Source organism: Aestuariivirga litoralis (genome assembly GCF_015714715.1).
GTDB classification, from domain to species: Bacteria; Pseudomonadota; Alphaproteobacteria; order Rhizobiales; family Aestuariivirgaceae; genus Aestuariivirga; species Aestuariivirga litoralis_A.
In genome coordinates this window covers 309,299-330,029 of record NZ_WAHS01000001.1, presented here as the reverse complement: position 1 = coordinate 330,029, position 20,731 = coordinate 309,299, and the positions used below count along the sequence as shown (strand labels likewise).

Here is a 20,731-nt window from a genome sequence, read left to right as displayed (position 1 = left end):
GCTGCAAATCCTAGTCTCCCAGCCAATCCTACAACCAGTCCGGAATCCGCTCTGGCCACTTGCCCGTTTCGGCAGCATCCACGCAATCGCCAAGGCTGCCCAACCGCACACCAACACCCGAGAGGCCCGGGCCGTAATGGATGTATTTTCCGGAGTTAGTGCCGATGGCGCGGCATTCTTCTGGGATGATCGGCTTTTCGATCATGCACCAGCAAATGTCGTTCAAGATCGTCACGCCGAATGCTTCAAGCTGCGCCAACACACCGGTGGGGCTAATTTTTTGGTGAACGTCGCGACCGCAGGTGACGATCATCTTCACCCGGTGATGTTTGCGTTTTCCAGCGCAAAGCGCGGAGAGGCTCTCAAACTCCGTCACTGAAAAATGAGGATTGCCCAATGCGATGAGATCGATGTGAGAGCCATCAGTCGCGTTCAACTCTTGCCAGCTTGCGCGCAATTGGGCCTTTGAAACAGTGTGTCGGGGCAGCGCCATGCTCGCTTCAGTTGAACCCAGCACAGGCGTGTGACCGGCAACATGAAACATTGGCGCGGCAGACGTGGTGCCGAAGGCTGCGGAAAACGCCTTGAGATCATCCGCGCTGATCGCGACATGCTCCAGTCCGGTGACCAGCGGAATCTGCGGGCCGCACATCTTTCCGATATGATAGCCCAGCAGTGGAAAGAATGAATCGTCGATGTGGCTCACTGCCTCAACAGCGATTTCCAACTGCGGTAACCTCCCCTCTTCCAGATGCGTTCCAGCCAGCGGCGCGCGACCTGTGATGGCGATGCAGATATCGAGATAGTCCGGATATTTCAGCGTGCGCGCGCCCAGCACGCTGTTGGCATAAATGACGGCGTTGGATTCACCCCACGCCACTTGAGCACCCAACCCAGGCTTGCTGTCGAGCAGATACGGTGCGCAAGTGTAAGTGGGCCTAGCACCCATGGCGATATAGGCATCTGCAAGGCGTTCTGACGCCGCGCCGAAATCATGCGGGACACCCAGTGCACGCCACATCTGGCGATCCACCGAAATTGCATTGAGCGTGGTCGGCACGCTGACTTTCGCACCCAGTTTCACAAGATGTTCGGCAAAGGCGAGGCCCGCATCACCAGTATAAATGCACCCATCGATATGAACCTGTTCAATGTCAATCAGCTTTTCTGCACCATAAACTTCCGACATGGTCACGATGACTTCCATAGCGAGTTTTCCAGCCGCGCTGCCCGCGCCGCCGAGCATGTGCTTGTCATTGTCGCTCAGCGCAAGTGGCATATCGACCGGAACCATTGCCTCCTGCGCCAGCACCGCTGTTCCTCGCGCAACCCATCCATTTTCAACTTGCGCCGACTCCCAATTGCGCAAAGCTTGAAAATCATCCGGCGCAAGGCGCACTATCGGAATGCTCTTGCCGAAGAATTTGGCGGCAATCACCACGCCAAGGGTGATGATCTCTTCCTTCTCGCAGATGATAACGGCAGTGGGACCCGTACCACTCGACAAAAGCTGCAGCATCACGGCGCTTCCCGTGCAAGAGCCACGTCCCGAAGGCAGTACCAGTACTTTTCCGGAAAGGCATTGCCCGCAGAGTGAGTGATGCCGGTCGATGATGACGCCCGTAGCGGGATCAATTCCACCCCAGAATGACAAGGGTTCATCAGAAAAGAGCACAGGGCCCCTGCCTGTCCCTGCGACCAAAGTCTTCGCTTCCAAAATCATCCCTGAGGCGTAGCAAGGGCTTTGATGGCGGGCAAGCACCCTAGCCCACGAGTGGCTCCAGCGCCTCAAGATGATCAGCCTCAGCCGCAGGCTTGTCCCAGCGGATGCGGCTGATGCGCGGGAAGCGCAAGGCGAAGCCGGATTTGTGGCGCTTCGAACGCTGCACAGCATCAAAGGCCACTTCGAACACCAGTTCCCGTTTCACTTCGCGCACCGGTCCGAATGAGTTGGTGGTGTGATGGCGCACCCATTTGTCGAGCTGCTTCAACTCTTCATCGCTGAAACCGAAATAGGCCTTGCCGATGGGGAGCAGTTGATCATCCTTCCAAAGTCCGAATGTGTAATCGGAATAATAAGACGAGCGCTTTCCGCTGCCGCGCTGCGCATACATCAGCACGGCGTCTACCAGTTTGGGATCATGCTTCCATTTATACCAAGGCCCAGTGGGGCGACCAGCAACGTAGACGCTGTCACGCCGTTTCAGCATCAGCCCTTCGATATTGCGTTCCCCCGCCGCCAGCTTGCGGTGCATGGCAAGTGAATCGAAATCTACAAAACTCACCAGCGGTGACAATTCCATATCCACCGGGCGATGCTTTTCCAGTTCGGCAGACAGCACGCGCCGTCGTTCCTCATAGGAGAGACCGCGCAGATCTTCGCTGCCCAATTTCAGAATGTCATAGGCAACTATGGCGGTTGGATAGTCTTCTATCATCTTCTTCGACGGGTTCTTGCGATTGAGGCGCTGCTGCAACGCGTTGAAACTGCCGATACCTTCAGCAGTTTTCACAATCAACTCACCATCAAGCACCGCCTCGAAATTCATCCGCGCCAGAACTTCGGGAAAGACATGCCCGATATCATCGCCTGTACGGGTGAACAGGCTTTTGCCCAGCGCGCTCGAAACCAGTTGCACGCGGATGCCGTCATATTTCCACTCGGCGGCGTAGTCGGCTGGCGTGATGCGCGGATAATCTTTCTCCTCCAGCGCGTGAGCCAACATCACTGGCGTGAAAATCAACCGCTGGTGAACCGCGGGCGCTTCGGCCTTGCCCTCCAGCCAGGCGAACAAGGATGTGTAGGGCGGCTCCATCCCATGCCAGAGCGTTTCAATTTCCTCGACCGGCTTGTCGCCGAATTTCGCGAGCACCTGCTTGATGAAGCGTGCCGACACACCGATGCGCAATGTGCCGGTGCCAATTTTCAGAAAGGCCCAGCGCTCGGACGAATTCATCTGGTCCAACATCTCGGCGATATAGGCAGGCAGATCAGCTTTGGATTTGGTCAGCAGCGTTTCAACAATTTCGTGAAGGGCTGGCAGCTCGCGCGTAGAGCCCGATTGACTGGGCCAGAGATGTGCCACCGTCTCCGAAAGTTCCCCCACATAATCTTGCGACAGCGCAAGAAGGGTCGGATCAACCCGCGATGAGATCAGCCCCAACACGATACCGCGTTTAAAATTCGGGATATCCAGCGTGCCGGCAATAATAGCCAAGGCATAGCCCCGGTCCGGATCCGCTGTGCTGGCGAAGTATTCGCAGAGCAGCTTTTCCTTGCCCAGATTGCCGTGCTCATAATAGAGCCGCTCAAGTAATGCGGAGAATGTCTTCACTCGGAATCATCCTCTTCGTAACCCAGAAGATGCAGCGCCTGCGCCTTGAAGCCATTCTTCGTTGCCTCATAGACCAGCGCATCTTCGCGGCCATGGGTGATCCACACTTCGGGCGCGCCCACATCCTGCAAGGTTTGGTTCAACTCATTCCAATCGGCGTGATCAGAGATGATCAGCGGCAGTTCCACCCCTGCCTGCTTGGCGCGGGCGCGAATGCGCATCCAACCGGAGGCGGCGATATGAACCGGGTCGGGCAGCTTGCGGGACCAGCGGTCATCCAGCGCCGAGGGTGGGCAAAGCACAACCTTGCCGCCGAGGCTTTTGGCATTGGCATCGGTAACTTGCTCCAGCGATCCCAATGGCACACCCAGTGACGCATAGAGCTGGCAAAGCCGGACCATGGCGCCGTGCAGGTAAATGGTTTCGTGATACCCTGCGGTGCGCAGCTCCATGATCACCCGCTGGCATTTGCCCAGCGAATACGCACCCACCAGATGGCAGCGTTCCGGAAAAACCCGCAACGACTGCAGCAGTTTTGCAATTTCTCCAGCGATGGGCGGATGCGTGAACACTGGCAAGGCGAAAGTGGCCTCGGTCACAAACACATCGCAATCCACTGGCGTGAATGGCAAGCAGGTAGGATCGGGCGAACGCTTGTAGTCGCCCGCAAACACAATGCGTGAGCCTCCATATTCCAGCAGCGCCTGCGCACTTCCCAGTATATGCCCCGCCGGATGCAGGCTGAGCTTCACTGGCCCCACATCCATCTGCTCAACGTAATTGAGTGGCTGTTGCAATTCGCGCGCATGGTCCTCGCCATAGCGTGCACGCATGATGGCCAGCGTTTCCGGGGTAGCGATCACCGTGCCGTGCCCGGCGCGGGCATGGTCGGCATGCCCATGGGTGATCACCGCGCGCTCCACCGGTTGCGCCGGGTCGATGTAGAAATCACCGGGGTGGCAATAAACCCCTTGCGGGCGGATTTCGATCCACTCACGCGGATGCATGCAATCTTGTCCTCATCAGATTGCATACGTCCGAGAGCAGGATTTGTTGCATGTTCAAAAACCTGGGGGCCGTAACTCGTCTGATTTCAGCAATTCTTCCACCGCAGCGGAAATCTGCAGCACCTTGTGATCTTCGAACATCCGCCCAACAATCTGCAGCCCCACCGGGAGGCCATTGGCCGCAATGCCGCAAGGCACTGAAGCGGCGGGCTGTTGCGTCAGGTTGAAGGGATAGGTGAATGGCGTCCAGTTCACCCACTTGCCTTCATTCATGGTGTCACCCGGCTGCATTTGCCCAGCGGCAAAGGCCGTGATCGGCAAAGTTGGCGTGAGCAGCGCATCGTAATCCTGCATGAATTGCCGCATCTGGCTGCCCAAGGCGCCGCGCAGGCGCGTGGCCTCAATCACTTCGTCCACACTGATCTTCTTGGCTTGCTCGAAAACCTCGCGAAGCGCAGGTTCCAGCAAATCGAGATTTGCCGGCGAAAGCTTTTCGAAGGCTCCGCGCACCCCCATCCACCACGTGGTACGGAAAATGGCGGCAGGGTCTTTGAAACCGGGATCAATCTCCACAATTTTGGCACCCGCCGATTTCAGCGCCTTGACGGCCTTTTCGACCAGCCGCGCCACTTCTGGCTCCACTTTTACATCAAAGCCCATATCGCGCGAATAGGCGAAGACCATGCCCTTCACGCCGCGCTTCAGGCCCTTGGCGTAATCCACGGGTTCATAGGGCAAGCTGTGCCAGTCCCGTACGTCAGGCTTGCTGAGCACGTTGAGAAGCAGCGCTGAATCCTTCACCCGCCGCGTCATCGGGCCGATATGGGCGACCGTGCCAAAGGGTGAAAGCGGCCAGGCGGGCACCCGGCCAAAGGATGGCTTGAGGCCATAAACCCCAGCAAACCCCGCTGGGATGCGGATAGAACCGCCACCGTCCGTTCCGAGGGCCAGCGGCGCATAACCCGCCGCCAAGGCAGCAGACGAGCCCCCCGACGATCCACCCGGCGTCTTCTGCAAGTTCCAAGGATTGCGCGTGATGCCTGTCAGCGGCGAATCCGTAACGCCCTTCCAGCCGAATTCCGGCGTGGTCGTCATTCCAACAAAAACTGCGCCTGCCTCACGCAGCCGCGCAACTGCGGGCGCATCATCCAGCCAGTCCTGATTCCGGGATATCGTCTTGGATCCGCGCAGCGTGGGCCAGCCTTTGACCAGCATAATATCCTTGATCAAAACCGGTACGCCATCCAGCGCCGAAAGCGGCTTTCCCTTTTTCCAGCGTTGCGCACTGGCCTTCGCCATGGCCAAAGTTATTTTTTCATCGACCAGGCTCATCGCATTGAGCTTGCCGTCGTGCTTGGCCACCTGATTAAGGCAGGCGTTTGCGGCCTCTATTGGTGAGACACGCAATTTCATGAAAAGATTTGATAATTTTGTGGCGGAAAGCCAATTCAAGTCATCAGACATTCACAACATCATCCCCGTTCTGCCCAAATTAAAGAAAACCTTAACCACAATCGAGGGCCATCTTAGCACCATCGAACAAGATAAACGGCAGATGAACGATGTCTTCAGCAACAGTTATTAATGGAACCTTTACACCCCTCTTACGTTCAACACGGGAGAGGTCAAAGATGATCCGCTACACATTGTTTCTCGCCATCGTCGCCGGCACTGCAGCCACTGCGATTGCAAACGTTAACCCGGCCAAGCCGGTTGATGTTCAGGCTTCAGGCTCCAGCCTGGTTTACAAAACCAGCCTCAGCCAGGTTGCAATGGCTGACAGCGACTACCATGTAGTTCTTGAAAAGTGCGCAGTGGAGGATTGCTCCGACACCCCGCAATAAACCAGTTTCCGGTTTCCCCAAACCGGATCGACCAGCGCACCCCCAAGGCACGCCCCTGCCTCCCCGCGCTGGACTTGGAACCGGTGGTTACGGATTGAGCGCGAAAACGCCTTTCCCCAACCCCTCAGACGATCGCCTTATTCGTAACCCCGGTTCCACCTTTTATTCTCCCGCCCCCGGTCCCCTGCAAGGCTCCCAAGGCGAAAAAGAAGACCCCCCGGATATCCCTCCCGGGGGTTCTTTTTTGTCCATACGGCAACACTGCAAATTCCATGATTCGCTCACAATCCGGCCCATCTGCGGGCCCGTTTTTGTGTGAGCTTGCACCCGTTCTGAAGCGCATTTGCGTTTTGATTTCAGACGGCTCCCAAAACCGCCTCCAACCTAAACCGAATATGAACGCGCCGTTCAGTGCCGGTTCCAGGGCCGCCTGCCAAAGTCATCTCAAGTTCAACGATGAAGCTTGAGGAGGACAATATGAAGACCACCATTCTGACACTCGTACTTTCATTGGCCTTCCTGTCTGCTGGTGCATTCGCCGGCAACAGCCTGCCCAAGCCGCATCATTACGATGCTGGCTCCAGCATCGCCTACAAGACGCAAGGTTAAATCCTTCGCCTCCAAATTCGCGTTGCTGTCCAGCTTGCGAATGCAGGGATGCGGCCCGGCCAGATCACGCCCCCTCACTGGCCGGGTTGCGTCCCTGCTCTTTGCGTGTTTAGCTTGTACCCACAGTTCCGGAAAACAGGAACAGCGACAGAGGGGATCAGCAACACATGAAAACAGCAATTTCGGTTTTGACCATTGCGGGCGCACTGCTTTTTACCGGCCAGGCTTTCGCCGATCCGATTGAAGGCTTGTGGAAGCGCCCAAACGGCATCCTGGTCAAATTTTCGGCCTGCGGCGGCGGCTTCTGCGCCACGGCAGCTTCGGGCCCCAATGCAGGCGGCTCGGCTGGCAAATTGAAGGCAACGGGCAGCGGCAAATATTCGGGCTCGCTGACTGATCTGGAAAACAAGAAGACCTATTCTGGTTCAGGCTCGATCAGCGGCAACACGCTTCGGGTCTCCGGCTGTGTGCTGGGCTTTATCTGCAAGTCAGAAAACTGGTCCCGCCAGTAATTTCAGCAGTAATCCCCAGCTGATTACTGCAGCGCAAACAGGTCTTGGAATCTCCGGTCGCACTGTGTAGGAAACCCCAAATCAGGGTTTCCCGCACATGCCGAAAAGAACCGACCTCAAGTCCATCCTCATCATCGGGGCTGGGCCGATCATTATCGGCCAGGCCTGCGAGTTCGATTATTCCGGAACCCAGGCCTGCAAGGCACTGAAGGCCGAAGGCTACCGTGTCATCCTGGTCAATTCCAATCCGGCCACCATCATGACCGACCCGGATCTGGCTGATGCCACTTACATTGAGCCGATCACCCCGGAAGTCGTCGCCAAGATCATCGAAAAGGAACGCCCCGACGCGATTCTCCCCACCATGGGCGGGCAGACGGCACTGAATACCGCACTCTCGCTCAACAAGATGGGCGTGCTCGACAAATTCAATGTTGAGCTGATCGGCGCCAAGGCCGAAGCCATCGACAAGGCCGAGGACCGTGAGCTGTTCCGCGAGGCTATGAAGAAGATCGGCCTCGAAACGCCAAAGTCACGCCTGGCCAATGCCTCCACTGCCAAAGACGCCGACAAGGAAGCCTATGCCATCCAGCTGGAAGCAGCCCCCGACAAGACAATGTTCGAGCGTAAATGGGCTGAGGGCGAGGCTGACCGTCAGAAGAATTACCGCAACCGCGCCATGGCGGAAGCTTATGAGGCCATGCTGGATATCGGCCTGCCCTGCATCATCCGCCCGTCCTTCACTTTGGGCGGCACCGGAGGCGGCATCGCCTATACCCGCGAAGACTTCTTCGACATCATCGAAAAGGGCCTAGATGCCTCGCCCACCGCCGAAGTGCTGATCGAAGAGTCAGTGTTGGGCTGGAAGGAATATGAGATGGAAGTGGTCCGCGACACGGCGGACAATTGCATTATCATCTGCTCCATCGAAAACATCGACCCGATGGGCGTGCATACCGGTGACTCGATCACTGTGGCGCCTGCCCTCACCCTCACCGACAAAGAATACCAGATCATGCGCAACGCCTCGATTGCGGTGCTGCGTGAGATCGGCATCGAGACGGGCGGCTCCAATGTGCAGTTCGGGGTGAACCCGGCGGATGGCCGCCTGGTGGTCATCGAAATGAATCCACGCGTGTCGCGCTCGTCAGCGTTGGCCTCCAAAGCCACCGGCTTCCCGATTGCCAAGATCGCCGCCAAGCTGGCGGTGGGTTACACGCTGGACGAATTGGCCAATGATATTACCGGCGGCGCAACACCCGCCAGCTTCGAACCGACGATTGACTATGTCGTCACCAAGATCCCGCGCTTCGCCTTCGAAAAATTCCCCGGCTCCGAACCGCTGCTCACCACCGCGATGAAGTCGGTGGGCGAAGTCATGGCCATTGGCCGCAACTTCCAGGAAAGCGTGCAGAAGGCGCTGCGTGGTCTGGAAACCGGCCTCTCCGGTTTCGATGAAGTCGAGATCGCCGGCATGGGCGAAGATGATGACCGCAACGCCATACGTGCGGCACTTGCGCGCCCGACACCGGACCGCCTCCTGAAGATCGCGCAAGCTTTGCGCCATGGCACGAGCGTCGAGGAAATCTTCTCGGCCTGCAAGTATGAGCCCTGGTTTATTCGACAGATACAGGAAATCGTGGAGACCGAAAAACGAATCCAGACCAGTGGCTTGCCCAGTGATGCCCAGAACCTGCGTCAACTGAAAGGCATGGGCTTTTCAGACACGCGGCTGGCCAAGCTTGCGCGCACCACGGAGGCCCGCGTGGCCAAGCACCGCGCGAAGCTGAACGTGCATCCCGTCTTCAAGCGCATTGATACGTGTGCCGCCGAATTCGCCTCGCCCACCGCCTATATGTATTCGACCTATGAAACAGGCCTTGCCGGCAATGACGGCAACGAGGCCCTGCCTTCAGACCGCCAGAAGGTCATCATCCTCGGCGGCGGCCCGAACCGCATCGGCCAGGGCATCGAGTTTGACTATTGCTGCTGCCACGCCTGCTTTGCATTGGTGGAAGCCGGCTATGAATCGATTATGGTCAATTGCAATCCCGAAACAGTGTCCACTGACTATGACACGTCTGACCGGCTCTATTTCGAACCGCTGACCGCCGAAGACGTGCTCGAAATCATCCGCGTTGAACAATCCAAGGGCACGCTGAAAGGCGTGATCGTGCAGTTCGGTGGCCAGACGCCGCTGAAACTCGCCGCAGCACTGGAAGCCGCTGGCGTTCCTATCCTCGGCACCACTCCGGATGCGATCGATTTGGCTGAAGACCGCGAGCGTTTCTCCAAGCTGGTGAAGAAACTCAAGCTCAAGCAGCCTGAAAATGGCATGGCCTATTCCGGCTCTGAGGCCAAGAAGATCGCCAAGCGCATTGGCTATCCCGTCGTCATCCGCCCGTCCTATGTGCTGGGCGGCCGCGCCATGGAAATCGTCAAGGACGAGCTGCAGCTGCAGCGTTACATCAAGGAAGCCGTGGTCGTCTCCGGTGACTCGCCGGTGCTGATCGACAGCTATCTGTCCAACGCCATCGAAGTCGATGTCGATGCGATCTGCGATGGCAAGGACGTGTTCATCGCCGGGGTGATGGAGCACATTGAAGAGGCAGGCATCCATTCCGGTGACTCTGCCTGCTCGCTGCCGCCCTATTCGCTCAAGGCACCGATGATCGCCGAGCTTGAAGCGCAGGCCAAGAAGCTCGCCCTCGCCCTCAATGTGGTCGGCTTGATGAATGTGCAATTCGCCATCAAGGATGGCCAGGTTTACATCCTCGAAGTGAACCCGCGCGCCTCGCGCACCGTGCCCTTCGTGGCCAAAGTGATCGGCTTGCCGGTGGCGAAAATCGCCGCGCGCGTGATGGCCGGCGAGAAACTGGAAAGCTTCAAGCTGAAACCGAAGAAGATCTCGCATATCGCTGTTAAGGAAGCCGTTTTTCCCTTCAACCGTTTCCCCGGTGTGGATGCGTTGCTGGGGCCAGAAATGCGCTCCACCGGCGAAGTGATGGGCCTCGATTCCAGCTACGACATGGCCTTCGCCAAAGCGCAGCTCGGTGCGGGCATGCGCATTCCGCTGTCCGGCACGGTGTTCGTTTCCGTTAAGGAAGGCGACCGCCCCAAAGTGCTCACCGCCATCAAGACTCTTTCCGAACTTGGTTTCGCGATCAAAGCCACGGGCGGCAACCATGCCTATCTTGAAAGCAAGGGCGTGCCCGCCACCAAGGTGAACAAGGTTCTCGAAGGCCGCCCGCATATTGTGGACGCCATCAAGAACGGCGACATTCAATTGGTGCTCAACACCACCGAGACGCGCTCGTCGGAATCGGATTCAAAATCCATCCGCCAGACTGCGGTGATGCAGAAGGTGCCTTACTACACCACACTGCCCGGCATCCTCTCCGCCGCCAAAGCCATCGCGGCCCGCAAGGCCAACGCGATTGAGGTGAAGTCACTGCAAGATTACTTCAAGTAGAGCTGGCTTCCCCTCCACTTGCAAAATTGGCCAATTTGGTCCACATTAGGTGACGCCCGGCTGGCAACTATCCCCAAGCCGGGCTGATTTTTCTTTTGCAGTGCAGTGGCTTGGGACCTTTACGGGTCTCTGGCGCAGCATTGCGTCCTAGAAGGTATAACAACGATGGTAGACAAGGTTCCGATGACCGCTGAAGGCTACACCACCATGCAGGAGGAAGTTCGCATCCTCAAGCAGGAGGAACGCCCGCGCATCATTCATGCAATTGAAGAAGCGCGCGCCCATGGCGACCTGTCGGAAAATGCCGAATACCATGCCGCCAAGGAAGCCCAAGGCTGGAACGAGACCCGCATTTCCGAAATGGAAGACAAGCTGTCGCGCGCCGAAGTGATTGACCCCAGCACCTTGTCCGGCTCGACCGTGAAATTCGGCGCCAGGCTGGTTTTGATCGATGAAGATACCGATGCTGAAGTGAAGTACCAGATCGTTGGCGACTTTGAGGCCGACGTGAAGAAGGGACGCATCTCGATCTCGTCCCCCATTGCTCGCGCCCTGATCGGCAAGAAACAGGGCGACAGCGTGGAAGTAAACACGCCCGGTGGCGGCAAGTCTTATGAAATCAAGAAGGTTGCATGGTCGTAATTTGCCAATTCGTCTGTCGAACGATTTAGTATCATCACAATTGGGGAACACTGCCATGACCAGCCTTCGCCTTTCACTCGCCGCGCTGCTTTTCGTGGGCGCACTGATGCCATCGCAATTTGCCTTTGCGGATGCTTCGAAATGGGGCGCCATCGCCATTGATACCAAGAAGGCCGAAAAAGAGCCCTATTACGGCATCGGCGGCGATGACACGGAAGCGGCGGCTTCTGATACAGCCGTGGCCCAGTGCAAGGAAGCCGGCGGCGAAGAATGCAAAACCATCGTGACCTATGAGCAGTGCGGGGCGCTCGCGGTTGATGGCAAGGGCAATGCCGGCTGGGGCAAAGCGCCGACCAAGAAGGACGCCGAGTCTGGCGCCCTCAATGCCTGCAAAGAAGGCGATTGCACCATCGCCGTCTCTGACTGCACCAGCGACGAATAACTAAGTCAGCTTCGACAAAAATCCTGCGAACCGCATCAAACCTTCCGGCCATGGACCATGGCCGGATGCAGCATTGATATGGCCCTGCTCGCCTGCTTCCACCAATTGTGATCCCCATGCGGCGGATAAATCCGCTGACTGTTCCATCGTGGAAAATGGATCATTGCTGCTGGCGATCAGCAGCGAGGGAAACGGTAGCGGATCACGCGGCACGTGTTTGAACTTGGGGTCGATACCCGCAAGCCCGGCAATCGCCTCTTCGCTCGGCGGCGCTACGAGATAACCGCCCTTCAGGCGATCAACCAATCCCTGCTCCCGCATTTTCGGCATGGCATGTGCAATCAGAATGCACCCGGCCGAATGCGCCACGAAAACCACCGGCTTGGTCGCTGCAGCAACCGCAGCCACCAGTGTATCCACCGCCACATCGAGCGAGCCGTAAAGCCAATCTTCCTGCTCCACCATGCGCGCGGACGGAAGCTTCTTCACGATGCGGCTCTGCCAATGATCGGGGCCAGAACCTTCGTAACCGGCGATGATGAGAATATCAGTTTCAGACGATTTCATGCGCGGTCCTTCAAATGTTTGATGCCCCACAGGATGAGGCCCGCAAGCAAGCCCCAAAACGCAGCTCCTACGCCGAACAATGTGAAGCCCGATGCCGTGACCAGGAACGTCACCACCGCCGCCTCGATATCGCGCGGCTGCTGCACCATCGCAGTGAGGCCGGCCATCAGCGGGCTGAGCAAAGCAAGGCCCGCAATCGCAATCACCAGATCATGCGGCATGGCGCCGAGAACGCTTACACACGTTCCCGCGGCGAGGCCCAGCGCGCCATAAATGATGAGATAGGGAAAACACACTTTCCAGCGCTGCGCCGGATCGGGATGCGCATCAGGCCCGGTGGCAAGCGACGCGGTGATCGCCGCCATGTTGATCTGCGGCCCGCCCATCGGCGAAGCGATCACCGAAGTGAGCCCGCAGCCGATCAGGCATGAGGCCACTGGCGGCGGATATCCACTGGCGCGCAGCACCGCAAAGCCCGGAAGATTCTGCGAGGCCATGGTGACAAGATAGAGCGGGAAGCCAATGCTCACCATCGCCGCCCAGGAAAATTGCGGCATGTCGAATGTGAGGCGCGAGAGCGCCACATGCTGGTTGTTCAGCTGCATGGCGCCCGAAGCAACCGCCAGCACAAGGCCCAACACGACAACGACAGGCACGGCATAGAGCGGCTTCCAGAAGCGCATGGCGAAATAGCAGACGATCAATGGCACGACGAGTGCGGGCGTGCCCACCGCAGCCGCCGGCACTTTCAATACATAAGACACCAGCACACCGGCCAGCATGGCAGATGCCAACGCTGCAGGAATTTGCTCGATGGCGCGCGCCAGCGGCTTCACCAATCCGGTGACCACCGTCAACACACCGGCCATCGCAAATGCGCCCAGCGCTGCGGCATAAGGCGTGCCATGTGCGCCGGTGGCCAATAGCGCTGCACCCGGCGTGGACCAGGCGATGATGATCGGGATGCGGTGTTTGAGGCCCAGGATCAGCGACAGGATGCCCATCGCAAAACACAGCATCGCCGCCCATGAAATCTTCTGCGCGTCAGTGGCCCCCACCGCATCGGCGGCCTGCATGACAACGAGGATGGTGGAGGCAAAGCCCACCACCACGGCGGTCAGCGCCGCAGCCGAGAGCGACAGCCAGTGGCTGTCATCACGCATCACAGAGTCACTCATACCAGCGGAACCTCCGGCTCGTCTTTCGCCACGCGCACGATGTGCGATGTCTTCACGCTCTCCACATTGGGCGCCTTGGCCAGCGCATCGAGGATGAAGCTGTTGATCGATTGCAGGTCTCGCCCTGCGCATTTCAAAATGTAATCGGCACTGCCCGACACGGCGTAGCATTCGCGCACGATGGGCCAGGCCTTGGCGCGCTTTTCGAATTCGCGCATCTCATGCTCGGCCTGGCTCTTGAGGCCGACAAGCGCGATCACCTGCGCGCCATAGCCCAGCTTGGCGGAGGCGAGCCTGGCTCGGTAGCCGCTGATATAGCCGCCCTCCTCCAGCGCCTGCACGCGCCTCAGAGTTGGCGGCGGCGACAGGCCCACGCGGCCTGCAAGGTCGACATTGGAAATGCGGCCCTCGCGCTGCAGCTCTTTCAGGATTTTCCAGTCAATGGTGTCGGGCTTGCCGTGGCGGTCCATGGCCCGGAGGCTTACGCAATTTTATTTCGCGGGGGAAGATTTAAATGTGGTGCCAGTTTTCCACACCATGCCTTTTAGCCGTCACCCCCGCGAAGGCGGGGGCCCAGCTTCTTCGGCTGATTCAGGACTAGCGAATTTAAGCTAGGTTCCCGCCTTCGCGGGAATGACGAAAGAAAGGGAAATGAAGACACAGCTCCACCCTAGTTCGCCCCACATCACGCGGAGCGGAAAAGCGGCAGCACCACCTCACCTCAAGACGGCACCGCCAAAAAGAAAAAGGAGGGGAATGCCCCTTCCAGGCTTGGGCCCGAAGCAGAATTCTGAGGAAAGACGAAGGGCCAAAGCCCGGTGCGGAACGCAGCGATTTTAAATCCGGCAGCAATATTGGTTAGCCATTGAAGGCGCGTGGGTCTTAGTGCCCGCGGTCTACTGACGGAGCTCCCGGAAGAACCCGGCGCGTGAAACCGGAATTCCTGCAGGCGCTGCAGACGAACCCGGCATTGATGAGACGCTGTCGACAATGTCCCCTCCTGTGTTTGGGTTACGTCCATGGGCGGAGACATAGGAAATGTTTCATTCCTTGTCAAGGAATATTTTCTTCTTTTGCAAGCAACGGTCACTGACGCTGAAAAGCTGATTCAATATAAAGTTGTGAATAACCATTTGCTCTTGCGGATTTTGGTGATGAGCTATGGCTATTTAGTGCAATGCCAAATGACGAGATTCAAAGACGCGCGGAATTGGTTTTCTCAAACGTTGTTGAATGGGTGAAGTTCGCCGAGTTGAAGAATGGCGCGCTAGTTACTCTGAACGCTGCGTTCATCATTGGAACTCACCAGATCGCGGATTGGCAAAAGCCCAGTTCCAATCTTTTGATAATTTGGCTTTGGTTTTCTACCGCATGTTTCCTCTTAAGCATAATTGTTGGGCTTGGCTCGTTCGCATCTAAAACCAAAATCGACCAGTTTGATTTCATGAATGGACCAAGCTCTGCGAGTGTGAACCCCCTCTTCTTTGGTCACATAAGAAATCTATCGGTCGACGACTATTTGGCCAAATTGGCCCCCAATAAAAATTTCAACAAACGCGATGAGTGGGTAAAAAATATCGCCAGTCAAACAATCATCAATTCAAAAATAGCCCAGCGAAAATTTTCGCTTTTCAATTTGGCGCTGGCCTTCTTCGTGCTGGGAGTTTCGTCACCAGTAGGCGCAGTTCTTTTTTATTGGAAATATTTCGATGAAAAGTTTTAAAGAGTTTCTGATGGAAGCAGCCGGCCTTCGAGAGGCCCAGTTGCCAGATCCACTCCAAGAAATAATTGACGACGAGAGCAAGATCGTAAAATTGGCGGTCGGCATTACAGACCGCAACAAAATCCCTTCCACTGATCAAATCCCAATCGTTAATCCGAGTGCGTGGCTCAAAATTCCCGATGTGAATGCGTGTTACGTTGATATGGTTGGATCAACAAAGTTGAGCGCATCAGCTCACCCAAATTCTACCGCCAAGCTGTATAGATACTTCACTAATACAGCGGTCAGAATTTTTCACGAATTTGATGCCCCTTACATCGACATAAAAGGCGATGGTGTATTCGCGCTTTTTGATTCTGATCGGCCACACACTGCATTGGCAGCAATGGTCACCATAAAATCATTTGTAAAAAAATATTTCACACCAAAGGCCAAGGAACTCACCGGAATAGAAATCGGAGGGCACTTTGGAATTGACCAAAAGACGGTATTGGTCCGGAAACTAGGACTCAAGTTTCATGGAGATCGTACCGACCGTCAAAATGAGGTGTGGGCTGGAAAACCCATCAATATGGCTGCCAAATTAGCTAGCCGGACGAATGGAGATGTTTTGCTTGTTTCAAATCGCTTCCACGCGAAGCTGAAAGCCGACAAAGCACTTGTTTCTTGTGGCTGCGGAAGTGCAAACGGAAAGCCAGGCGTTCTTTGGACCGAGGTCGATTTGTCAAAAGATGAACTTTTCGATTTTGATCTTGGACACTCTCTTGGCAGCGTTTGGTGCGAGAAGCACGGATGGGAATACTGCAGAGAATTATCTAAATTTGACGAAACAAACTAGAAGCTACCTCCAGCCAATCATAATCTCTGCTGTGCGAGGAGCTTTACCGACTCCCCCACCCGCGCCGCTTGCCCCCATCTCTTGCCTGCCCCGTCCACCACATTCCACAGCACTGTGTCCCTGATCTCGAACCTCCGGCCCGTGGCGCTCACGCGGATGCCGCTGTAGTCGGCGATCCAGCCGTTCGCGAGGGCGGCGGCCATCAGGCGGTTGCGGTCATCCTGGATGGCGCTGGCGGGTTCGGCACTCATGCGCGAGGGCAGCTGGGTGAAGGCCGCCCAGTCCATCTCCCACAGCGCCTGTGCGGCGCGGTTGGCGTAGCAGAAGATGGGATCGGGTTCGGTGCCATGCGCCACGAGGGCGAAGGGCGCGGTGTAGAGCGCCTCCGCCGGGGCGGCGTGGTCGCGACTCAGGAGGGGCGGCTCCGCTGGCTGCGCGGCGCGTTGAAGCGGGGCCCCGGCCTTCGCCGGGGTGACGGACATTTGGAGGGTGAGCAAATCCCGCCCGGTCCAATGCGTGAAGCTTTCGGCCAGAAGGCGGGCAAAGGCTTGTGACTCCGGGGTTAAATGCGGCTGCATGAGCCTCTTTTACCGCACGCCTCCGGCAAATCCACCTCACTTGAATTCGCTGCTTTTTCACCCCAAATCGTTCACTTCGCCTGTCGAAAAGCCGCCCTCCCCCTTGAACCAAATGGAATCTGAGCTATGTTAATTTCTCATAGCTCTCTTCCCTGTTTTGAGGTCTGTCATGTCTTCCACCCGGCATTCGCGCGTCATCGTTTTGGGCTCCGGCCCCGCCGGTTACACGGCCGCCATTTACGCCGCGCGCGCCATGGTGAAGCCGCTGGTGATCGCCGGCACGCAACCGGGCGGCCAGCTCACCATCACCACCGACGTGGAAAACTATCCCGGCTTCGCCAAGGGCATCCAGGGCCCGCAGCTGATGGACGACATGCGCGCCCAGGCCGAACATATGGGCGCTGAAGTGATCAATGACACGATCACCTCCGTCACACTGAAATCCAAGCCCATCAAGCTCGTCGGCGATAGCGGCGTCACTTACACCTGCGACGCGCTGATCATCGCCACCGGCGCGCAAGCCAAATGGCTGGGCCTGCCATCCGAACAGCATTTCCAGGGCTTCGGCGTTTCGGCCTGCGCCACCTGCGATGGCTTCTTCTACCGCGGCAAGAAAGTGCTGGTCGTCGGCGGCGGCAACACCGCTGTCGAAGAAGCGATCTTCCTCACCAACTTTGCCTCGGAAGTGACGGTGATTCACCGCCGCAATGAATTCAAGGCGGAAAAAGTGATGCAGAACCGCCTGTTCGCGCACCCGAAGATCAAGGTGATCTGGGATACCGAACTGGCTGACGTTGTGGGCGAGCATTCGCCCAAGAGCGTGCACACCGCCAAGCTGCGCAATGTGAAAACCGGCGCGGAAACGCTACTTCCCGTCGATGGCATATTCGTTGCCATCGGCCACAAGCCCTCCACCGAATTGTTTGAAGGCCAATTGCCCTTCAAGAATGGCGGCTATCTCGTCACCGAAGGCGGCTGGACCACGCAGACAGCAATCCCCGGCGTGTTCGCGGCCGGTGACGTGACCGACGATGTGTACCGCCAGGCGGTGACCGCGGCGGGCATGGGCTGCATGGCCGCCCTCGAAGCGGAGAAATATCTCCACGCGCAAGACTCAATAAAGCAGGCGGCGGAGTAAACTTTATGGATTGGGACAAACTGCGTATTTTCCATGCCGTCGCCGAGGCTGGAAGCTTCACCCATGCGGGCCATGAATTGTTGTTGTCGCAATCCGCCGTCAGCCGGCAGATTTCAGCGCTGGAAGACGATCTCAACGTGCCCCTCTTCCACCGCCATGCGCGCGGACTGATCCTGACCGAGCAAGGCGAAGTGCTGTACCGCACCGCGCATGACGTGTTCACCAAACTGGCCGCCGCCAAGACGCGGCTGATGGATTCGAAAGAGAAACCGTCCGGCGATCTGAAGATCACCACGACGGTGGGCCTCGGTTCCGTGTGGCTCACGCCGCGCATCAAGGAGTTCATGGAGCTCTATCCCGACATCAATGTGGCTCTGGTGCTGGAAGACCGCGAGCTTGATCTTTCGATGCGCGAAGCCGATGTGGCCATTAGGTTGCGCCGGCCCAGCCAGCCGGATTTGATTCAGCGCAAACTGTTCACCGTGCATCACCACATCTATGGCTCGCCCGAATATGTGAAGAAGCACGGCATTCCGAAATCGATCGAGGATCTCGACAAGCACCGGGTTCTGATTTTCGGAGAGACCGAAGGCTATCTCACCGACTTGAACTGGCTGGCCACCGTTGGCCGCGCGCCGGATAATCTGCGCAAGCCCGCTTTGCGTGTGAACAATGCCTATGGATTGCGCCGTGCAGTGCAAGCCGGTGCCGGCATCGCCATTCTCGCCGATTACATCGTGGCGCAGGATTCAAACCTGGTGCAGATCGACCTGCCGCTGGAAGCCCCGCAATTCGATACTTACTTCGTTTATCCCGAAGAGTTGAAAGACACCAAGCGCGTCACCGCCTTCCGCGATTTCATCGTGAACAAGGCGAAGGAGTGGAGCTTCTAGAGCGTTTTGGCGTTTCGCTGAAACGTCAAAATCGCGCGTCAGCCCGGGAAGTTCTGCACGCCGAGTTCGTACACGCCGCTATCTGATAGTATGGCCAGGCAGGTGGCGCTTTCCAGGCCCTGAATGAAGCAGAACAGCGGCGCCTTGCCGTCTTGTGCATCCTTGAACATGCCGTCAGCCAGATCCGATGAGGGCGTGAACGGAAATTCGCCAGTCACCACCAGTTGATCGGCGGTCTTCATGAAGCCCTCGCCCGAAATCCATGCGCTCAACTTGGGCATCATGGCCTTGCTTCCCGAAATGTGCGCGTCCGAGAAATTCATCAGCTGTACGGCGGGGTAATTATGGGTCCACACAACATAGTCGTCGTCCGCCCGCACGGTGAGAGAGAGAACAGCGTTCTTGCAGTCTGGCCCCGAAGCGGATGCTTCGATGGTGTAATGGGCCCAGTTGCGCGATGCACTTGCCATGCAGGCGGCATCAGCAGCTGTTGCGGCGAACATCATCATCACGAAAGCCAGAAACAGTTTCATAATCGCCGCCTTAGCCCGGAAACCGCTGGATGCCGAGTTCCACCACACTGCCATCCTTGTCGATGGCGAGGCAATTGCCGCTTTCCATGCCTTGCACATAGCACAGCAGAGGCGCCTTGGCCTTGCGCAACGCAGTGAAGGTGGCCTTGTCCACCTCAGCCGATGGGTCGAAGGGGAATTCCCCGTCCAGCACCAGCTTGTCGGCCGTCTGCATGAAACCAGACCCGCTGATCCAGTCCTTCACCGTCTTGGTCATTGACTTGCCGTCGCTCGCCGGGTTCTGTGAAAAATTCATCAGCTGCACGGTGATAAAGCTGCGCGTCCACAGCGGATCACCTGATGATTGCCGCAGAGTGAGTGTCACCACTGCCTTGGCGCAATCCGGCCCTGCGGCCACCGCCTCAACCGTGAGCCCGTTCCACACGCGCGAGGCTGAGGCCGTGCAGGCCGCATTCGCCGCGGTGGCAGACATCATCATCACCAGAAAAGCCAGAGAAACGAATTTCATGTGCGGCACCTCAATGCCGCAACATCGCCTTCGGCCCTGCGCGCTGTCAACCCTGCGCAGCCAGGAATGCATCCAGCTGCGCGAAGGTTTCGGGCATGCCGCCTTCCATGCCTTCGAAGCTCTCGTCGCGCGCTTCCTTCGACGGGTAAAGCTCGTGCATCACCAGCAAGGTCTGGTCGCCCTTGTCCTCAAAAGTGACCGTGGTGACGGAGCCCTGCTCAGTCTCCTCATTGGTCCAAACGAGACGCTTGGGCGGCGTCACTTCGAGATATTTGCCGAAGAATGTCATCAGGGGCTTGCCGTCCTTGACGAAGCCCAGGCTGTATGTGCCACCCACGCGCGCATCCATCTCGATGGTGCCGATTTCGAAGCCGCAGGATTTCGGCACCCACCATTGCTTGAACAATTCAGGCTTGGTCCATGCCTCGAAGACCAGCCGCGCCGGGCCGTTGAACATCCGGGTGATGACCAACTCGCAATCTGATTTGCGTTCCGCCTTGGTGCGGTTGTCACTTGCTGTGCCCATGGTCTTTCTCCTTCTGTTTCAAGTCTTCGATTACCGAGTCCAGCGCATCGAAGCGCGCCGCCCAGAGCTGGCGGTATCTCTCGATCCAGGCCACTTCCTGGTCCAGCCGGCGCTGGCCGAGGCGGCATTGGCGCACCCGCCCGATCTTTTCAGTGGTCACCAGCCCAGCTTGCTCCAACACGCCGACATGCTTTTTCATGCCGGTCAAAGTCATGTGGAATTTCGCGGCCAGATCCGTGATCGATTGGTCCGAACGGCCAAGCTGTTCCAGCACCCCGCGCCGTGTGGCGTCGGACAGCGCTGCAAACGAAGCATCAAAGCGGGTTTGTAAATACTGAACCATATGGTTCAGTGTCTAGCACGAGAATTCTGGGCGCGCAAGCGCG

22 protein-coding genes are annotated in these 20,731 nt (G+C 57.5%); 10 read left to right on the top strand and 12 right to left on the bottom strand.

From position 1 onward, the window contains the following. Nucleotides 1–28 precede the first annotated feature (28 nt). The 4 genes from F8B91_RS01740 to F8B91_RS01725 all read right to left on the bottom strand — a co-directional run bounded on the left by F8B91_RS01740 (nt 29) and on the right by F8B91_RS01725 (nt 5,806). Nucleotides 29–1,675 carry a cis-3-hydroxy-L-proline dehydratase gene (locus tag F8B91_RS01740; RefSeq protein ID WP_348641712.1) on the bottom strand — a complete coding sequence of 549 codons (1,647 nt, stop codon included), beginning with the start codon at nt 1,673–1,675 and terminating at the stop codon, nt 29–31. An 88-nt stretch (nt 1,676–1,763) separates the two neighbouring features. Continuing rightward, nucleotides 1,764–3,335, bottom strand: coding sequence for a cisplatin damage response ATP-dependent DNA ligase (locus F8B91_RS01735; protein ID WP_196501998.1), 1,572 nt, complete (start codon nt 3,333–3,335; stop codon nt 1,764–1,766). Then, a complete protein-coding gene (locus tag F8B91_RS01730; RefSeq protein ID WP_196501997.1) occupies nt 3,332–4,342 on the bottom strand; it encodes a ligase-associated DNA damage response exonuclease in 1,011 nt (336 codons plus the stop codon). Before F8B91_RS01730 ends, F8B91_RS01735 begins: the two co-directional genes overlap by 4 nt. A gap of 54 nt (nt 4,343–4,396) precedes the next feature. Next, nucleotides 4,397–5,806, bottom strand: coding sequence for an amidase (locus F8B91_RS01725; protein ID WP_196501996.1), 1,410 nt, complete (start codon nt 5,804–5,806; stop codon nt 4,397–4,399). A 167-nt stretch (nt 5,807–5,973) separates the two neighbouring features. Between F8B91_RS01725 and F8B91_RS01720 the strand changes: the two genes are divergently transcribed. From F8B91_RS01720 to F8B91_RS01700, 6 genes are all read left to right on the top strand, one after another. Next, nucleotides 5,974–6,186, top strand: coding sequence for a hypothetical protein (locus F8B91_RS01720; RefSeq protein WP_196501995.1), 213 nt, complete (start codon nt 5,974–5,976; stop codon nt 6,184–6,186). 477 nt (nt 6,187–6,663) lie between these two features. After that, nucleotides 6,664–6,795 carry a hypothetical protein gene (locus F8B91_RS16995; RefSeq protein WP_281432899.1) on the top strand — a complete coding sequence of 44 codons (132 nt, stop codon included), beginning with the start codon at nt 6,664–6,666 and terminating at the stop codon, nt 6,793–6,795. Nucleotides 6,796–6,962: 167 nt separating this feature from the next. Continuing rightward, complete coding sequence (locus tag F8B91_RS01715) at nt 6,963–7,307, top strand: DUF2147 domain-containing protein (RefSeq protein WP_196501994.1); 345 nt, start codon at nt 6,963–6,965, stop codon at nt 7,305–7,307. A gap of 97 nt (nt 7,308–7,404) precedes the next feature. Continuing rightward, complete coding sequence (carB, locus tag F8B91_RS01710) at nt 7,405–10,779, top strand: carbamoyl-phosphate synthase large subunit (RefSeq protein ID WP_196501993.1); 3,375 nt, start codon at nt 7,405–7,407, stop codon at nt 10,777–10,779. A gap of 165 nt (nt 10,780–10,944) precedes the next feature. Beyond that, nucleotides 10,945–11,421, top strand: coding sequence for a transcription elongation factor GreA (gene greA, locus F8B91_RS01705; RefSeq protein ID WP_196501992.1), 477 nt, complete (start codon nt 10,945–10,947; stop codon nt 11,419–11,421). A gap of 55 nt (nt 11,422–11,476) precedes the next feature. Continuing rightward, complete coding sequence (locus tag F8B91_RS01700) at nt 11,477–11,863, top strand: DUF4189 domain-containing protein (RefSeq protein ID WP_196501991.1); 387 nt, start codon at nt 11,477–11,479, stop codon at nt 11,861–11,863. Here F8B91_RS01700 and F8B91_RS01695 read toward each other — a convergent pair whose 3' ends face one another. The 3 genes from F8B91_RS01695 to F8B91_RS01685 are packed head-to-tail and all read right to left on the bottom strand — an operon-like array spanning nt 11,864 to nt 14,078. Further along, nucleotides 11,864–12,430: an RBBP9/YdeN family alpha/beta hydrolase gene (locus F8B91_RS01695; protein WP_196501990.1), complete on the bottom strand. Its 567-nt coding sequence runs from the start codon at nt 12,428–12,430 to the stop codon at nt 11,864–11,866. It lies immediately after the preceding gene. After that, complete coding sequence (locus F8B91_RS01690; RefSeq protein WP_196501989.1) at nt 12,427–13,608, bottom strand: benzoate/H(+) symporter BenE family transporter; 1,182 nt, start codon at nt 13,606–13,608, stop codon at nt 12,427–12,429. The genes F8B91_RS01695 and F8B91_RS01690 overlap by 4 nt, the downstream gene beginning before the upstream one ends. Continuing rightward, nucleotides 13,605–14,078: an Lrp/AsnC family transcriptional regulator gene (locus F8B91_RS01685; protein ID WP_196501988.1), complete on the bottom strand. Its 474-nt coding sequence runs from the start codon at nt 14,076–14,078 to the stop codon at nt 13,605–13,607. Before F8B91_RS01685 ends, F8B91_RS01690 begins: the two co-directional genes overlap by 4 nt. 707 nt (nt 14,079–14,785) lie before the next feature. Between F8B91_RS01685 and F8B91_RS01680 the strand changes: the two genes are divergently transcribed. Both F8B91_RS01680 and F8B91_RS01675 read left to right on the top strand, forming a co-directional pair. Further along, complete coding sequence (locus tag F8B91_RS01680; RefSeq protein WP_196501987.1) at nt 14,786–15,331, top strand: Pycsar system effector family protein; 546 nt, start codon at nt 14,786–14,788, stop codon at nt 15,329–15,331. Continuing rightward, nucleotides 15,318–16,169, top strand: a complete 852-nt coding sequence (locus F8B91_RS01675) for a hypothetical protein (RefSeq protein ID WP_196501986.1) — start codon at nt 15,318–15,320, stop codon at nt 16,167–16,169. The genes F8B91_RS01680 and F8B91_RS01675 overlap by 14 nt, the downstream gene beginning before the upstream one ends. Before the next feature lie 17 nt (nt 16,170–16,186). Here F8B91_RS01675 and F8B91_RS01670 read toward each other — a convergent pair whose 3' ends face one another. After that, nucleotides 16,187–16,747 (bottom strand): MEKHLA domain-containing protein, encoded by a 561-nt coding sequence (locus F8B91_RS01670; protein ID WP_196501985.1) that lies wholly within the window; start codon nt 16,745–16,747, stop codon nt 16,187–16,189. A gap of 169 nt (nt 16,748–16,916) precedes the next feature. On the opposite strand from F8B91_RS01670, the gene trxB reads away from it, so the two are divergent. Together trxB and F8B91_RS01660 are read left to right on the top strand one after the other, a co-directional pair. Then, nucleotides 16,917–17,885 (top strand): thioredoxin-disulfide reductase, encoded by a 969-nt coding sequence (trxB, locus tag F8B91_RS01665; protein ID WP_196501984.1) that lies wholly within the window; start codon nt 16,917–16,919, stop codon nt 17,883–17,885. A 5-nt stretch (nt 17,886–17,890) separates the two neighbouring features. Next, nucleotides 17,891–18,778, top strand: a complete 888-nt coding sequence (locus F8B91_RS01660) for a LysR family transcriptional regulator (RefSeq protein WP_196501983.1) — start codon at nt 17,891–17,893, stop codon at nt 18,776–18,778. A gap of 38 nt (nt 18,779–18,816) precedes the next feature. Here F8B91_RS01660 and F8B91_RS01655 read toward each other — a convergent pair whose 3' ends face one another. From F8B91_RS01655 to F8B91_RS01640, 4 genes are read right to left on the bottom strand one after another with little or no spacing between them, the layout of a single operon-like run. Further along, entirely contained in the window at nt 18,817–19,311 is a 495-nt protein-coding gene (locus F8B91_RS01655; RefSeq protein WP_196501982.1) for a hypothetical protein, read from the bottom strand. A 10-nt stretch (nt 19,312–19,321) separates the two neighbouring features. After that, the gene (locus F8B91_RS01650; protein ID WP_196501981.1) at nt 19,322–19,819 is read right to left on the bottom strand and encodes a hypothetical protein; all 498 of its coding nucleotides are present in this window, start codon (nt 19,817–19,819) and stop codon (nt 19,322–19,324) included. A 46-nt stretch (nt 19,820–19,865) separates the two neighbouring features. Further along, complete coding sequence (locus F8B91_RS01645) at nt 19,866–20,345, bottom strand: SRPBCC family protein (protein ID WP_196501980.1); 480 nt, start codon at nt 20,343–20,345, stop codon at nt 19,866–19,868. Then, complete coding sequence (locus F8B91_RS01640; protein WP_196501979.1) at nt 20,329–20,688, bottom strand: ArsR/SmtB family transcription factor; 360 nt, start codon at nt 20,686–20,688, stop codon at nt 20,329–20,331. The genes F8B91_RS01645 and F8B91_RS01640 overlap by 17 nt, the downstream gene beginning before the upstream one ends. Nucleotides 20,689–20,731: the final 43 nt, after the last annotated feature.